A 16129-nucleotide genomic window follows, 5' to 3' on the forward strand; every position below is an offset into this window, starting at 1 on the left:
GCTGAGGCGCGATCAGCTCAATTCGACCAGCAGGTCTTTGGCGTCAATTTGACCGCCCGCTTGAACGTGAACCGCCTTCACCACAGCTTTACGTTCGGCGTGGATGCCGGTTTCCATCTTCATCGCCTCAATCGTCAGAAGCAGGTCGCCTTCGTTCACCTCTTGACCAACGGTCACTCCGACAGAGGCGACAACACCTGGCATCGGCGCGCCGATGTGGTCAGGGTTGCCCAGCTCTGCTTTGGGACGGGCCGCAGTGGATGCTTTGACCAGACGGTTCGGCACGCGGATCACACGCGGCTGACCGTTCAGTTCAAAGAACACCTTCACTTCGCCGTTCTCATCGGTTTCACCGATGGCCTGCAGGCGGATTTCCAGAGTTTTGCCCGGATCAATTTCTGCCGTGATCTCATCGCCGGGGTCCATCCCGTAGAAGAAGGTCTGGGTCGGCAGGGTGCGTACGGGACCGTATTGATCGTGGCGCTGCATGTAATCCATGAAGACCTTGGGATACATCAGGTAGCCGTTCAGGTCCTCATCGTCGATCTCAGCCCCCCCCAGATCGGCACTCAGTTTCGCGCGGGTCTCGTCCAGATCGACAGGCGGCAGATGCGCGCCGGGGCGATCGGTGTTCGGCGCCTCACCCTTCAGGGCTTTGGCAACGATCCCTTCAGGGAACCCGCCCGGAGGCTGGCCGAGGTTGCCGCGCATCATGTCCACGACCGAGTCGGGGAAGGCCACGTCTTTCTGTGGGTCTTCGACATCCGCACGGCTGAGGCCCTGGGAGACCATCATCAGTGCCATGTCACCCACAACCTTGGATGACGGGGTCACCTTGACGATATCGCCGAACATCTGGTTGGCGTCAGCATACATCTGTGCCACTTCGTGCCAGCGATCCTCCAGCCCCAATGAGCGCGCCTGCGCTTTGAGGTTGGTGAACTGACCGCCGGGCATTTCGTGCAGGTATACCTCTGACGCGGGGGCTGCCAGACCGCTTTCAAAGGCGGTATATTGTGCGCGGACCTGTTCCCAGTAGTTGCTGATCTCGCGCACGCGGGCGATGTTGATGCCGGTGTCCCGGTCGGTGTTGGCCAGCGCTTCGACAATCGAACCAAGGCAGGGCTGCGAGGTGCCGCCTGAGAATGCATCCATCGCCGCATCCACTGCGTCCACACCTGCGTCGGCGGCAGCCAGAATTGTTGCGCCTGCGATGCCGGATGTATCGTGGGTGTGGAAATGCACCGGAATGGACAGCTCTTCCTTCAGGGCTTTGACCAGCACGCGGGCCGATGCGGGCTTTAACAGACCCGCCATATCCTTCAGGCCCAGAACGTGTGCGCCTGCGGCTTCCAGTTCTTTACCCATGTTAACGTAGTACTGCAGGTCATACTTCGCGCGGTTCGGGTCCAGAATGTCGCCAGTGTAGCAGATGGTGCCCTCGCAGACTTTGCCTGCTTCATTCACCGCATCCATTGCAACGCGCATGTTTTCAACCCAGTTCAGGCTGTCAAACACGCGGAAGACGTCGATGCCTTTGGCGGCCTCAGCTACGAAGGATTGGACCACGTTGTCGGGGTAGTTGGTATAGCCCACACCGTTCGAGGCACGCAGCAGCATCTGGGTCATCAGGTTCGGCATCGCGGTGCGCAGATCGCGCAGACGCTGCCACGGACATTCCTGCAAGAAGCGGTAGGCCACGTCGAAGGTCGCGCCGCCCCAGCACTCGACCGAGAAGAGTTCCGGCAGGTTGCTGGCATAGCTGGGCGCCGCACGCACCATGTCGATTGACCGCATACGGGTCGCCAGCAGCGACTGGTGACCGTCACGCATGGTGGTATCTGTCAGCAGCAGTTTTTGCTGCGCCAGCATCCAGTCGGCTACAGCCTTCGGCCCCTCAGCCTCCAAAAGGTTGCGGGTGCCAGCGGGGATTTCAACGCTGTGCTCCGGTGCCTTGGGCAGTTTCAGATCGGCGGCAGGCGCAGGGCGGTCGGTGGTTTCCGGATGCCCGTTGACAGAGATGTCGGCGATATAGGTCAGAACCTTGGTGCCGCGGTCACGACGCTTGGCAAAGTTGAACAGATCGGTCGAGTCATCGATGAATTTTGTGGTGTATTCATTGCTGAGGAAGGTCGGATGTTTCAGCAGGTTTTCCACGAACGCGATATTGGTCGAAACCCCACGAATACGGAATTCACGCAGGGCGCGGTCCATCCGGTGAATCGCCGCCTCTGGCGTTGGGGCCCATGCGGTCACCTTCACCAAGAGCGAGTCGTAGTAACGTGTGATCACCCCGCCAGAATAGGCCGTGCCGCCGTCCAGACGGATGCCCATGCCGGTTGCAGAACGGTATGCGGTGATGCGGCCATAGTCGGGAATGAAGTTGTTTTGCGGGTCTTCGGTGGTGATCCGGGTCTGCAGCGCGTGACCGTTCAACTGCACCTCATCTTGCGATGCCTTGCCGGTTGCCTCCGCCAGGGTTTTGCCCTCAGCAATTTTGATCTGCGCCTGCACGATGTCGATGCCTGTCACCTCCTCGGTGACGGTGTGTTCCACCTGAACACGCGGGTTTACTTCGATGAAATAGAACTTGCCCGAATCCATATCCATCAGGAATTCAACAGTACCGGCGCATTCGTAGTTCACATGCGAACAGATGCGGCGGCCCAGTTCACAGATTTCCGCGCGCTGTTCGTCGGTCAGGTAGGGGGCAGGGGCACGCTCAACAACCTTTTGGTTGCGGCGCTGAACGGAACAGTCGCGTTCCCACAGGTGGTAGATTTCACCGTGGCTGTCGCCAAGGATCTGCACCTCTACGTGGCGGGCGCGGGTGATCATCTTTTCCAGATAGCCCTCGCCATTGCCAAAGGCGGCTTCGGCTTCACGGCGGCCTTCCAGCACCTTCTCTTCCAGCTCATCTTCGCCGTAGATCGGGCGCATGCCACGACCGCCACCACCCCAGCTGGCCTTCAGCATCAGGGGGTAGCCGATTTCGGCTGCCTCGGCCTTGATTGCGGCCATGTCATCGCCCAGCACCTCCGTCGCGGGGATCACCGGAACATCGGCAGAGATGGCAACCTTACGGGCGCTGGCTTTGTCACCAAGGGCGCGCATGGTTTCGGCTTTGGGGCCGATGAAGGTGATGCCGTTCGCCGTGCAGGCGTCTACAAAGTCTGGGTTCTCCGACAACAGGCCATAGCCCGGGTGGATTGCGTCAGCGCCGCATTCTTTGGCAACGCGAATGATTTCGTCGATCGACAGGTAGGCGGCCACCGGACCCAGACCTTCGCCGATGCGGTACGCTTCATCCGCTTTGAAGCGGTGAAGGCCCAGCTTGTCCTCTTCGGCAAAGACAGCAACGGTGGTTTTGCCCAGCTCGTTGGCTGCTCGCATGATGCGAATGGCAATCTCACCCCGGTTGGCAATCAGGATCTTATTGAACTCAGACATGGTGCGCACTCCCGCGTTCCGTGAAATTTCTGTGACAGTGCTTGGCACGTTGCTGCATCGCAGCGCAACGTTTTTGATCCATATCGGTCACAAAAGATGACCAATGGCTGTCCGTATGCTGCGATTTTGCAGGTAATTTACGGTTTAATGTGTGCAATGTGCGCATTCGCGCATCAGTTATTCACAATAGACCCGAGTCACCCTGCACCGTTGTCGCGCTCACTTTAAGCGGCGAGAGGTCATACCGTTTGGTCTGGTGACGCCCATCTGTCCCATATTCGCGACAAGATCGCGCTGTAGAATGTCGATCAAGTGGTCCGGCCCATGCGCCCCCAGCGCGCCGAGGGCATAATGCCATGCCCGTCCCATCATTACAAAATCCGCCCCCAGCGCCAGTGCGCGACATAAATCCAAGCCCCCTTCGATCCCGCTGTCAAAGATCACGGGCAGGTCGGTTTCCGCACGGATCAGCGGCAGCATGTCGATGCTGGCAGGGGCCGCGTCAAATTGGCGACCCGCGTGGTTGGACACCCAGAGGCCATCGACCCCCGCCGCCGCCAGCGGTTTGACGTCGCGCGGATCCATCACGCCTTTGATAACCAACGGGCCGTCCCAGCCGTCACGCAGCGCTTTCAGATAATCCCAATCGGGCGAGGTGCGCAGTAAATAGCCTGCGTGTTCGGTGGAGCTGAGGCCAGTGACAGCCGCCGCATAGCTGTCGATCAGGCGCATGCGCGGCATGCCAAGGCGCGCCATGCCCACCGCCCACGCGGGACACCGCGCCACTTGGGCCAGTAGCCGCGGGGTCAGGCGCGGTGGGCTGGTCAGGCCTGATCGCACCTGTCGCTCGCGGCGGCTGGCAACGGGCACATCGACGGTCAGTACCAGCGTGGTGAACCCCGCATCGCGGGCCCGTTTCAGCATGTCGGCGCGGATGCTGGGGTCGCGGGGCGGGTAGATCTGAAACCAGCCGTTGCCAGCAATGCAGTCGCGCAGATCCTCCGGCGTGCGACTGGCGACTGTGGACAGCCCGTATGGAATCCGGTGCCGTGTTGCGGCGCGGGCCAAGATACGTTCGGCATCGGGCCAGAACAGGCCCGACATGCCCACCGGCGAAACGCCAAAAGGTAGGGCGTAGGTTTGGCCCATCAGGCTGACCGAAAGGTCCACCTCTTGTTCGCCGTGCAGGATGGAGGGCATGAGCTGGATCGCGTCCAGGCTTTGACGATTGCGCCGCTGCGTGTGTTCGTCACCTGTGGCGCTATCGAGGTATTCAAAAACAAACCACGGCAAGCGTTTGCGCGCCTTGGCACGCAGATCAGTAAGGGCGGGGTAGCGTTGATGCAGATCCATGCCGCATAGTTTTCCGAGGCGGAGGGATTGTCCAGTGCCGAGATGGCCGCAGCCCGCCCGCTGGCGTATCTGCACCTGCTCCTCTTACTGTGCAGCGACGGCCGGAGGGGAAGGTTTGTCGTCTCCCTTCTTGGCGTCAGGGTCCGTGCGGTCACTTGCGCGGTCCTGATCCCAGTTTTTGACGTCGATAGGTGTGTCCTCAATCGCGGGAGCTGAGGCGTCGGTGGATGTGTTCGCCACGCTGGCATCGCGTGGCTGCGGGGCTGCGCCCATGGCTTGCTGAACTTGATTGCGGCCGTGCGCTTTGGCCTCATAGAGGGCCTCATCCGCGCTGCGCATCAGGTCCTGCGGCATCGACCCATGTTGCGGGTAATGTGATACCCCCAGCGAAATGGTCACCGTCGGCAGCGTTTTGTCGCCATAACGTAACGAGATCGCTTCAACTGCCTGGCGCAGCGCTTCGGCTTTTATCAGTGCATCCGCATCATAGACGCCGGGTAGGATCAGGGTGAACTCTTCTCCGCCAGGGCGGCAGGCGATCTGATCGCCGTCACAGGCTTTTTCCAGGGCTGAGCCGACGGCGCGCAGGATCATGTCACCGGCGTCATGGCCGTGGTTGTCGTTAAACTTCTTGAAGTGATCCACATCCACGGCAATCAGGCTCAGCGGCGCGCCGGTGCTCTGGCTGTTGCCGATGGCCTTGCGCAGGGTTTCGGTCATGTGGCGGCGGTTGAACAATCCGGTCAGCGGGTCACGCACCGACTGATCCTGCAACTGGTCACGCATCCGCACATTGGCAATCGCCATTGAGATCTGTTCTGCGCACATCCGCGCCAGTTTCTTGTTCTGGCGAAAGTTCGCCTCATGTCCAGCGGCGGCGCGCAGATGCATCAGCCCGACTGTTTCGCCATGCGCCAGAATGGGAAAGCAGTAGTAAGGCCGCCCATCATGGGGTTCAGCGTGATCGCAGACAAAATCCACCTCTGACGCGCCGTATTCATAGGTGCGCCCACGCCGCAGGCCCCAGCATTCCTCTGGATGGATATGCGGTTTTACTGTCCCGCCGTTCCACTTGGCCGACCCATCCAGAACATCGCGGGAGTTGGAGTAGACATACACGCTGCCCTCGGCATTGGGCAGGATATGGGTCATGAAGCGTGCCACCATTTCAAACAGTTCTTCCAGCGAGTGGCTGGATTGCAGCCATTCATTCAACTCCCCCAAAAGCTGCACCTCACGGGCCAGCCGAAGCTGTTGGTCGATGATATCGCGTTCCTTGTCATTGCGGCGGTTCAACTGCGTGACATGACGGGCATTGTTGCGGTGCAATAGCATTCCGGCGGTGATCATCGTCATGACAACGGCGCCAGCAATACCGGCCAACAACAGGCGTACGCGGTTCAGGATATTGGCCCGCGTTTCCGTGATATCTGTGTAAAACTCAATCGCGCCGTCAAAGTGGCCATTATGCATAAACGGCACATATATTTCTGCCACCTGGCGCATCGCATCTGCCGCATCGCCAGTGAGGTAGGACTGCGACACTGATGTGAGGTTTTCGTGTGAATGACCCTGATCATGCGTGTGATCATGCCCGTAACTGTCGTCTGTCGCCGCCTGTTGTTGAACCTTGATATGTTGTGCTGCGGTCACTTCCCATGCGGGTTTATCTTCTGTTTTGTAGTAGACCAGCCCCTTAGCAACCAATTGGTGGAAATAGTCACTTTCCGCCATGGTGCCAATTTGGGCGCCATCAGTGGACCAGAAAATCTTGCCGCTGCTGTCAAACAGATGAAAGCGGTAGACATCTGTCGCTTCCACGAGCAGGCGCAGAAAGCGTTGATCATGGGCAGTGACGGATGATGTGGTGAAGCTGTTTTCCGCATCATCCATTTGTAAAATAACTTGTTTTTTCCACAATTCCGCCTGTGCATGGATGTCGTCACGGATCAGCCGTTCCGCAATCGGTGCGGGCGCCCAGTAGACGGCCGCCAGGGTGATCACCAACATGATAGACAGGAACCCAATCAAGCCCATTCCGCGCCGAAACGTGCGAAGGAGTTCGGTGAACGTATTGGTCATATCGCGCCTCTCTGACATATCCCCGCTTTCACCCTGACAGACGGGGCTTGATAAAAGGTTAAGACCGCGGTCCTGCGATGGCATTGCAGCGTTACGGGGTCCTGAAAATTTGAGAGATTTGGGTGCAGCGGTTGCTTGATATTCCTGATGGAACATAGTGTGAACATTGTGCGAACGTCTCTTTTCGCGCGGACTGAATCAGGCTAGGATCACGCCATGAACGATTTTGACGAATTCGACGCCTTTGAGGGCGCATCTGTCGGCGGCTCGCTGTCCCAACGCGCTATGGCCTCCCGCCCTGCGCCCTATCTTGATGATCTGAACCCAGCCCAACGCGCCGCGGTAGAGGCGCTGGATGGCCCCGTCCTGATGCTGGCGGGCGCTGGCACCGGCAAGACCAAGGCGCTGACCACACGGATTGTGCATCTTCTGAACACCGGCCGCGCCCATCCGGGGCAGATCCTGTCGGTGACCTTCACCAACAAGGCTGCACGGGAGATGAAGGACCGTGTGGGACGCCTTCTGGGTCAGCAGGTGGAGGGGATGCCGTGGCTTGGCACCTTCCATTCAATTTGTGTGAAGATCCTGCGCCGTCACGCTGAACTGGTTACGCTGGATCTGGCGCTGGGCCGTGCTGAGGATCCGATTGCGCAGCTGCACAATGATGACTCGGTGATCGAGGATCTGGGCGGCCGCCCAATCCCCGGTGCGCAGGGTCCGCAGGGGCATCTGAAAAGCAACTTCACCATTCTGGACACTGACGACCAGAACCGCCTGCTGAAACAGCTGATCGAGGCGTCGGGAATGGATGTCAAACGCTGGCCAGCGCGGCAGCTTTCGGGGATTATTGATCATTGGAAGAACCGCGCATGGACACCGGAACAGGTGCCCACGTCTGAGGCGGCTGCGTTCAACAATCGCGGTATTGAGCTATACGCGCAATATCAGCGTCGCTTGATCGAGCTGAATGCCTGTGACTTCGGCGATCTGTTGTTGCATGTGGTGTCGATCTATCAGCGCTATCCTGATCTGCTGGAACAATATCGCCGCCGCTTCCGCTATATTCTGGTGGACGAATATCAGGATACCAACGTGGCGCAGTACCTATGGCTGCGTCTGTTGGCAGGTGGGCACAAAAACATCTGCTGCGTTGGCGATGATGATCAGTCGATCTATGGCTGGCGCGGCGCCGAGGTGGGCAATATCCTGCGGTTTGAAAAGGATTTTCCGGGGGCGGAGGTGATCCGTCTGGAACAGAACTACCGCTCCACCCCGCATATTCTGGCGGCGGCTTCGGCGGTGATTGCCAACAATTCTAACCGTTTGGGCAAGACGCTGCACACCGAACGTGACGACGGCAAGAAAGTTCTGCTGAAAGGGATCTGGGACGGCGAAGAAGAAGCGCGCTGGATCGGCGAAGAGATTGAGGCCTACCAGAAGGGCAGTCGTGGCATGCGTCCCTATAGCCTTGATGATATGGCCATCCTTGTCCGCGCCTCGCACCAGATGCGGGCGTTTGAGGATCGCTTTCTCACCATCGGGTTGCCGTATCGCGTCATCGGCGGCCCACGCTTTTATGAACGGATGGAGATCCGCGATGCCATGGCCTATTTCCGGCTGGTGACATCGCCCAGCGATGATCTGGCGTTCGAGCGGATCGTGAACACGCCCAAACGTGGTCTGGGTGATAAGGCGCAGCAGACCATTCAACGATCCGCCCGTGAAAACGGTGTGTCGCTTCTGGACGGGGCGCGCCTGGCATTGGATGACGGTCTGATCAAGGGCAAAGGCGGCACCAATCTACGTCGATTGGTGGATGATTTGGCCCGTTGGAATGCGCTGATCCCTGTTCCGGTCACGCCCTATCAGGATGTGGACCCCGATATTCTGGACGATGGGGAGCCGGTCTTTGCGGAGACTGGTTATCAACCGGAGCAGGCCGCGCGCGCGAAGGCGACACAATCCGATTTCACCCATGTCGATCTGGCCGAGATGATCCTCGACGAATCCGGCTACACAACCATGTGGCAGAACGACAAAACGCCCGAAGCACCGGGGCGGTTGGAAAACCTCAAGGAACTGGTTGGCCAGCTCGATAACTTTGAAAACATTCAGGGTTTCCTCGAACACGTCTCTCTCGTCATGGACAATGAGAAGGGCGATGACGTGCCTAAGGTGTCGATCATGACCCTGCATGCCGCCAAGGGTCTGGAATTTCCCGTTGTCTTTTTGCCAGGTTGGGAAGACGGGCTGTTTCCGTCGCAACGCTCGATGGATGAAAGCGGCACGAAGGGGTTGGAGGAAGAGCGCCGGCTGGCTTATGTGGGCATCACCCGCGCCGAAGAGCTGTGCACTATTTCATATGCTGACAACCGCCGCATATATGGTCAATGGCAGTCTCAGCTGGTTTCGCGTTTCAGAGATGAGCTGCCGGTAGAGCACGTCGAGGTGCTGACCGGATCTGGGTATGCAGGCGGCGGATATGGCGGCGTCGGTCATGACTATGGCGCGTCCACCATCGACCGCCGGGTTGCGGAGGCAGATGCCTATAACTCCCCCGGGTGGAAACGGATGCAGGCACGCAGTCAGCAGCGTCCGCTGAGCCAGCCGAAGGAAAACCGCAACACCATCATCGACCTGCAGGCGATCAGCGCCTACACGCTGGGCGATCGGGTCTTTCACCAGAAATTCGGCTACGGCAGTATCACCGGCATCGAGGGCGATAAGCTGGAGATTGATTTTGAAAAAGCGGGCCCTAAAAAGGTGGTGGCCAAGTTTGTCACCAGTGCAGACAGCGCCGGCGGGGATGTGCCGTTCTAAAAGACAAAAGTGTTAAGAGAATAGATATATGGGGAAAATTACCCTTCTCGATGGCGGCATCAGTCGTGAATTGGTGGTCTGCGGCGCCGAACTGACGCAGCCGGAGTGGTCCGCAGGGGCGCTGATAGAAACGCCAGAGGCGGTGTTGGCGGCGCATTGTAATTTCGTCGCTGCAGGGGCGCAGGTGGTGACTGTGAATGCTTATGCGCTGGTGCCGTTCCACATTGGTGAAGCGCGTTTTGAAAGTCGCGGCGCGGATCTGGCCGATCAAGCTGCCCGTTTGGCGCGGCAGGCGGTGGAAGGCAGAGCGGTACAGGTTGCGGGCTGTATCCCGCCGTTGTTCGGGTCTTATGAACCACAACGTTTTGATGCACGACGCGCGCCAGCCATGCTGGATCAGTTGATCACCGCGCAGTCACCCCATGTGGACCTGTGGCTGATTGAAACCACCTCCAGCCTAGAAGAAGCAGAGGCGGCGCTGACCGCGCTACGCGGAGAGGCGCGCCCTGTTTGGCTGGCCTTCACGCTACAGGATGACGCAATAGATGCGCCCGTGTTGCGGTCCGGCGAATCTGTAGCTGCGGCGGCGGAGTACGCTGCGCGTGCGGGTGTCGATGCGATTCTCTTTAACTGTTCTCAGCCAGAGGTGATGGCGGCGGCCGTCTCCATTACAGCGCGCGCGATCGCGGCGGTAGGGAGCAGCGCAGAGGTGGGTGTCTACGCCAACGCCTTTGACGATCACAAGGATGGCGGCGATCAGGGGGCCAACGATCAGATTACCGAATTGCGCCCCGATATGACGCCTGAGGCTTACCTTAGGTGGGCGGACACTTGGGTTGCAGCGGGTGCCACGATCATTGGCGGGTGCTGTGGCATCGGGCCAGATCATATCGCCGCGTTGCACGATCACTTTGCGGAGTGAACGGCTGCGAGGTCGTGCTGTGAGGACTTGTGTATCATTGAACGGGCGCGATATGGTCGCGCCCTTTTTCGTGCGGTGCAGCTAAGTCTTTAGTTATGAACAAAAAACGGCGGCGCCCAGGGAGGAGGAGGGTGCCGCCGTCTTTTTAGTGGGGCCCTCAGGAAGGAGGAGGAGAGCACCGTATCCCAATCAATTCAGGTCAAAGATGCGGCGACCTCAGGGAGGAGGAGAGAGGTCGCCGCTCTTGACAACGATCCGGAGCAAGGGAGGAGGAAAAGCCCCGATCGTATTCTGTTGTCCCCGCAGCGGTTTCGCCACGCCGGGCTGTCAGATGCGGCACCTCCAGGGAGGAGGAGAGGAGGTGCCGCTCTTGACAACGAAAGACCTCAGGGAGGAGGAGAGAGGTCTATCGTATCTGGGTGCGGCGTCCTCAGGGAGGAGGAGAGAGAACGCCGCAGATTTCAGACGCTTCAGGGAGGAGGAGAGAAGCGTCTGGAACCTTAAACTCGTGTGTCGCGGTATGCTGCTTCCCATGCGATGGAGCGCAGCTGGCTGCGGTGATACCCCAGATCAGCCAGGTCCCGATTGCTCAGAACCGACATTTCACTGATGGTTTTGCGATACACCTTGCGACGGGCCAAACGGTCGCGCAGATCCTGAATCAGCACCGCAAAGCGGTCTGCGATGTCAAAGGAGTGGCTGCGATCTGTAGCGGCGTGTGCCATTTCAGTGTCTCTTTTTGTTTAGTGGCGCCGCATATTGGCACCGTGTTTGTTTCGATGAATTGAATATGGGGGCTTTGCTGCGGCTGCACAATCCCCGATGCTGCAACGCAGCCATGCAGCTAATGCATATGCAAAGCTGACCTATTTTCCCCTGCGTCATTTTTTGGCATATCGGGTGCTAAGTCGCTGAAACATAATGCTTTGATGGATTTCAGGGCAGTTTTTTTGATTTTTCTGGGTTTCACCATCGCCTTGAAACTGGCGTAGTCTGAAGCGCATTTGCTGCAAGAATCAGCAGTTAGAAAATGAGGGAACGCGCATGGCTCTGGCCAGAACTGATATTGAAACTGTGCTGCAGCAGATTGATCTGCCCGGCGGCGGCACATTGGTGAGTCGCGACATGCTGCGCGCAGTGCAGATCGACGGCGGCGAGGTCCGTTTTGTGATTGAGGCGGCCAGCCCAGAAGAAGCGCGCCATATGGAACCATTGCGGGCGGCGGCGGAACGCTGTGTCGCTGCATTGCCGGGTGTCGATAAGGTTACGGTGGCGCTTACCGCTCACGGGCCGGCCGCGCCGGCCAAACCAGCGCCTAGCCTGAAGGTCGGCGGCCATCCACAGCCGCAGGCCGGTCCGATGAAGCCCTCGGGTGTTGATCGCATCCTTGTGGTTGGGTCTGGTAAGGGCGGTGTTGGGAAGTCCACAGTGTCTGCGAACCTTGCCGTTGCGCTGGCGAAACAGGGACGGCGCGTGGGCCTGCTTGATGCAGATATCTACGGCCCGTCTCAGCCGCGGATGATGGGCGTGTCGAAACGACCCGCCAGCCCTGATGGCAAAACGATTGAACCGCTGACAGCGCACGGTGTCACTGTGATGTCTATCGGTCTGATGCTGGACCCGGATAAGGCTGTGGTCTGGCGGGGACCGATGCTAATGGGGGCGCTGCAACAGATGCTGGGGCAAGTGAACTGGGGCGAGCTGGATGTGCTGATCGTCGATTTGCCGCCCGGCACTGGTGATGTGCAGTTGACCCTGTGTCAGCGCGCAGTGCTGACCGGCGCCATTATTGTATCGACCCCTCAGGATGTCGCGTTAATCGATGCACGCAAGGCGATTGATATGTTCAACACGCTGAATACGCCGATCCTTGGCATGGTGGAAAACATGTCGATGTTTCTCTGCCCCGAATGCGGTCATGAAACCCACATCTTTGGCCACGGTGGCGTGGCGAAAGAGGCCGCTGATATGGGGGTACCGCTGCTGGCTCAGTTGCCGATTGACCTGGACACACGTCTGGGTGGCGATGGTGGCGCGCCGGTGGCACTTGGCGATAGTCCCGTGGCAGAGGCGTATGCCAAATTGGCGAGCGGTCTGGTCAAGGGCGGCATGGCCTGATGTCGAATGCGAGGAACGGCAAAAGGGCGCTGCGGCGCCCTTTTTTGTGACCGATTGACGAAGATTGCGTTTAGGCGGCTAGGATGGCCGGAGCTGCCTGCGCTGTGAGGTCAGGGGCGGGTTGATAAAGGTCCGCCATAGTGACGAAATCGAACGCGTGGGCCTGCGCCAATGCAAGGATGCCCTCTAAATCATCGCTAGAGCAGCGCATTTTTGCAAACTTGTTCCCCGTAGTGCCAAGGAAATGGCCGCATGTCACACCGACCCCGCCTTGCTCCTTCAGCCATGAAAAGCGATCAGCGTAATAGGCGCTGTCCAGGTTCATGCCGGTTTTGTCGGTGAAGCAGTAGGTGTTCACCGTACGGTTTGCGTAGCGTTTGCTGAGGGAGTCTTTGAAGTGCTCATAAGGTCCTTCAAGGCGCAGAATATCAAACCGCTCCAGCAGGGGTTCAATCAGTTTTGGGCGGAACCGGAAGTAGGGGAAAGAGAAGCTGCGCGGATCAAGGCCAAGATCATTCATCGCCTCAAGCCCTTGGTCGATCTGGTCATCCAGATAGTCCTCAAGGCTGTGGGATTGCAGGTATTTAGGTAAACGCACATGCTGACGGGTGTGAAACCCGATTTCGTGACCGCGATCCTGTATCTGATGCAGCATGTCGCGCTCTTTGGCGCTGATGCGTTCGGGCCAGCACAGGAAAAATGTTGCTTTGGCGCCGTATTTGTCAAATAGATCCAGATGATCGAACCACGACTGAACGAAGTTGTCGTCAAAGGTCAGGCACAGGGCGGGGCGTGCCTCAACCGTTTGCGGCTGCATGGCCATTGCCTGCGCCGCCAGTGTGGCATCGGGGGACAGGGTGGTTTGGGCCGGAATATAGGTCATCTGCACGTTCCTCCGCGAAAGCTATCCATCGTTGGACGCAGTTTTCGTAGAAGAATGTGGCAAACTCTGGGCGGTCTTGGGCCGGGTTTAGGGAATGTTCAGGATCTGGCAACAAAGGCCTGCGGCGAGGCGGCGCATAAAAAACGGGGCCGAGGCCCCGTTTTCAACATCATTTCTTGCGGCGCGGCATGGCGTCGGGGCCACGCGAGGGGCCGCTGAACTTGGGCTTGCCGCCGAACTTGCCAGCAGGTTTGCCGCCCGGTTTACCAGTGGGTTTGCCGCCCGGCTTACCGCTGGGTTTGCCTTCAAATTTGCCACCGGGCTTGCCAAAGCTCTTGCCGCCCGGTTTGCCCTTGCCTTTGAAATCACCTTTACGCTCTTCACGCGGGCCGTCACGGAACTCGCGCTTGCCCTTGAAGTCACCTTTGGGGCCTTTGCCTGTCGGTTTGCCGTCAAACTTTCGTTCGCCCTTCTGGTCGGGTTTGCCGTCAAAGCCGCCCTTTTTGTGACGCGGTTTGCGGTCGCCGTCGCCGTCAGCTTTGCGGAAGGGTTTTTTGGCATGGTCATGCACTTCGGGGTCGCGCTTGGGCTTTTCAAAACGCGGCTTATCTGATTTCGCTTTATCGAACTTGGGCTTGTCGCGTTTGCCTTCATCGTCGCGGCGATCTTCCCAGTCCTTGGCCATCTGCTTGGGGTTTCTGCCTTTTTTCCAATCGTCGCGGCCAAGGTCCTCACGGTTTTCGCGCGGCTTTCGCTCACGGCGATCACCACTGCGATCACCCCGGTCATCCTCACGGCGCGGGCCCTTGCGGTGGGGTTTGCGGTCATCGTCAAAACGCTTGCGTGGCTCAGGCTTAGGCAGGTCGGGCAGTTCATCCACCGCGGCAACACGCACGCCTTTTTCCATTTCACCGCCATCACCGATTTTGTCGAGGAAGCGCGCGCGGGCCTTTTCGCCCAGTTCTACATAGGTCAGGTCACGGGCGACACGGATCGCGCCGATCTCATCTTTGGTCAGATCACCAGAGCGCAGCAGCATCGGCAACAACCAACGCGCCTCAGCCCGTTCCTTGCGACCGACTGAGAGGCTCACCCAACCCGACGGGCCCAGTTCCACACGCGGCTCGCGCTTGCGGTCCTTGCCCATGGTGGCGTTTTCCAGTTCTTCGGGGGCCGAGTGGCGTTCTTCATGCAGGGCCAGATAGGCCTGCGCCAGCTGTTCGGCGCTGAATTTGCCAGTTAGCAAGGCGACGTCTTCGTGGCGTGCCTCTTCTGTGACGTCCCACACAGGATCTGTCAGCATACGATCACGATCTGCGATGCGCACAGCCTCAGCCGAAGGGGCATCGCCCCATTCGGCGCTGAGTTTCGCCCATCCCAGCAGACGCTCTGCCTTCTTGCGCACTTTGGGCGGGGCAATCAGGACCGAAACACCTTTGCGCCCCGCGCGGCCCGTCCGGCCAGAGCGGTGCAGCAGCGTTTCAGAGTTGCTGGGCAGTTCCGCATGCACAACCAGATCCAGTTTCGGCAGGTCGATGCCACGGGCGGCCACATCGGTGGCCACACAGACGCGGGCACGGCCATCGCGCATGGCTTGCAGCGCGTTGGTGCGCTCCTGCTGGGTCAACTCCCCGGACAGGGCCACAACCTGAAACCCACGGTTCGACAGGCGGGCGGTCAGGCGGGCAACCATCACGCGGGTGTTGCAGAACACGATGGCGTTTTCTGCCTCATGCAGGCGCAGGGTGTTGATCACGGCCGCATCCACATGGTGGGGCATCACGCTGAAGCCCTTATAGGTAATGTCTGCGTGCTGCGGCGTGTTCGAGATGGTGCGCACACGTTCGGCGTCATCTTTAAGGAAGTTTTTCGCGAGACGCTCAATTCCCTTAGGCACGGTGGCCGAAAACATCAGCGTGCGACGATCTTCGGGCGCAGACGACAGGATCAGTTCCAGATCCTCTGCAAAGCCCATGTCGAGCATTTCATCCGCTTCATCCAGAACCACGGCACGGATATGGCTGAGGTCGATGCTGCCGCGCTCAATGTGGTCGCGCAGACGACCGGGGGTGCCGACCACAATATGAGTGCCGCGTTCCAGTGTGCGCCGTTCGGTGCGCATGTCCATGCCGCCCACGCAAGACCCCATGCGCGCATTACATTCGCGGTACAGCCATTCAAATTCGCGGCGCACCTGCAGCGCCAGTTCGCGCGTCGGCGCAATGATCAGGGCCAATGGTGCGCCTGCGGGGGGCAGTTCGCTGTTGTCGCCCAGCAGTGTGGGGGCAAGTGCCACACCAAACCCAACCGTCTTGCCAGAACCGGTCTGGGCCGAAACCAGCATGTCCTTGGTCGCGCGCTCTGCCACAGTCATTTCCTGCTGAACCTGGGTCAGCGTGTCATAGCCGCGTGTTGTCAGCGCACCGGCAAGGGCCGGGTGAAGGTCGGAGGGCAAGGTCATGAGGTCATCCTTTGGCCCGCATCCGGGCAGATCGGGCGCC

Annotated in this window: 9 protein-coding genes; 3 read left to right on the top strand and 6 right to left on the bottom strand. The window is 59.2% G+C overall.

The annotated features are described in order from the left end of the window. Nucleotides 1–12: 12 nt before the first annotated feature. The 3 genes from MHM86_RS14280 to MHM86_RS14290 form a co-directional block, all read right to left on the bottom strand. The gene (locus MHM86_RS14280; protein WP_239200737.1) at nt 13–3450 is read right to left on the bottom strand and encodes a pyruvate carboxylase; all 3438 of its coding nucleotides are present in this window, start codon (nt 3448–3450) and stop codon (nt 13–15) included. Nucleotides 3451–3669: 219 nt separating this feature from the next. After that, nucleotides 3670–4803 carry an alpha-hydroxy acid oxidase gene (locus tag MHM86_RS14285; protein ID WP_239200739.1) on the bottom strand — a complete coding sequence of 378 codons (1134 nt, stop codon included), beginning with the start codon at nt 4801–4803 and terminating at the stop codon, nt 3670–3672. A gap of 84 nt (nt 4804–4887) precedes the next feature. Continuing rightward, nucleotides 4888–6813, bottom strand: coding sequence for a diguanylate cyclase (locus MHM86_RS14290; RefSeq protein ID WP_370644180.1), 1926 nt, complete (start codon nt 6811–6813; stop codon nt 4888–4890). A 288-nt stretch (nt 6814–7101) separates the two neighbouring features. Here MHM86_RS14290 and MHM86_RS14295 point away from each other — a divergent pair, with 288 nt between their 5' ends. Together MHM86_RS14295 and MHM86_RS14300 are read left to right on the top strand one after the other, a co-directional pair. Beyond that, on the top strand, nt 7102–9705 hold the full coding sequence (locus MHM86_RS14295; RefSeq protein WP_239200743.1) for an ATP-dependent helicase: 2604 nt from the start codon (nt 7102–7104) through the stop codon (nt 9703–9705). 28 nt (nt 9706–9733) lie between these two features. Further along, nucleotides 9734–10627, top strand: coding sequence for a homocysteine S-methyltransferase family protein (locus MHM86_RS14300; RefSeq protein ID WP_239200745.1), 894 nt, complete (start codon nt 9734–9736; stop codon nt 10625–10627). Nucleotides 10628–11127: 500 nt separating this feature from the next. On the opposite strand, the gene MHM86_RS14305 is transcribed toward MHM86_RS14300, so the two are convergent. Beyond that, a complete protein-coding gene (locus tag MHM86_RS14305; RefSeq protein WP_239200747.1) occupies nt 11128–11352 on the bottom strand; it encodes a DUF1127 domain-containing protein in 225 nt (74 codons plus the stop codon). A 319-nt stretch (nt 11353–11671) separates the two neighbouring features. On the opposite strand from MHM86_RS14305, the gene MHM86_RS14310 reads away from it, so the two are divergent. Beyond that, complete coding sequence (locus MHM86_RS14310; protein ID WP_239200749.1) at nt 11672–12745, top strand: Mrp/NBP35 family ATP-binding protein; 1074 nt, start codon at nt 11672–11674, stop codon at nt 12743–12745. 70 nt (nt 12746–12815) lie between these two features. Here MHM86_RS14310 and MHM86_RS14315 read toward each other — a convergent pair whose 3' ends face one another. Continuing rightward, nucleotides 12816–13628: a polysaccharide deacetylase family protein gene (locus MHM86_RS14315; RefSeq protein WP_239200751.1), complete on the bottom strand. Its 813-nt coding sequence runs from the start codon at nt 13626–13628 to the stop codon at nt 12816–12818. A 169-nt stretch (nt 13629–13797) separates the two neighbouring features. After that, a complete protein-coding gene (locus MHM86_RS14320) occupies nt 13798–16089 on the bottom strand; it encodes a DEAD/DEAH box helicase (protein ID WP_239200753.1) in 2292 nt (763 codons plus the stop codon). Nucleotides 16090–16129 lie beyond the last annotated feature (40 nt).

The sequence above is a fragment of the Thalassobius sp. Cn5-15 genome, assembly GCF_022347685.1.
Taxonomy (GTDB): Bacteria; Pseudomonadota; Alphaproteobacteria; order Rhodobacterales; family Rhodobacteraceae; genus Thalassobius.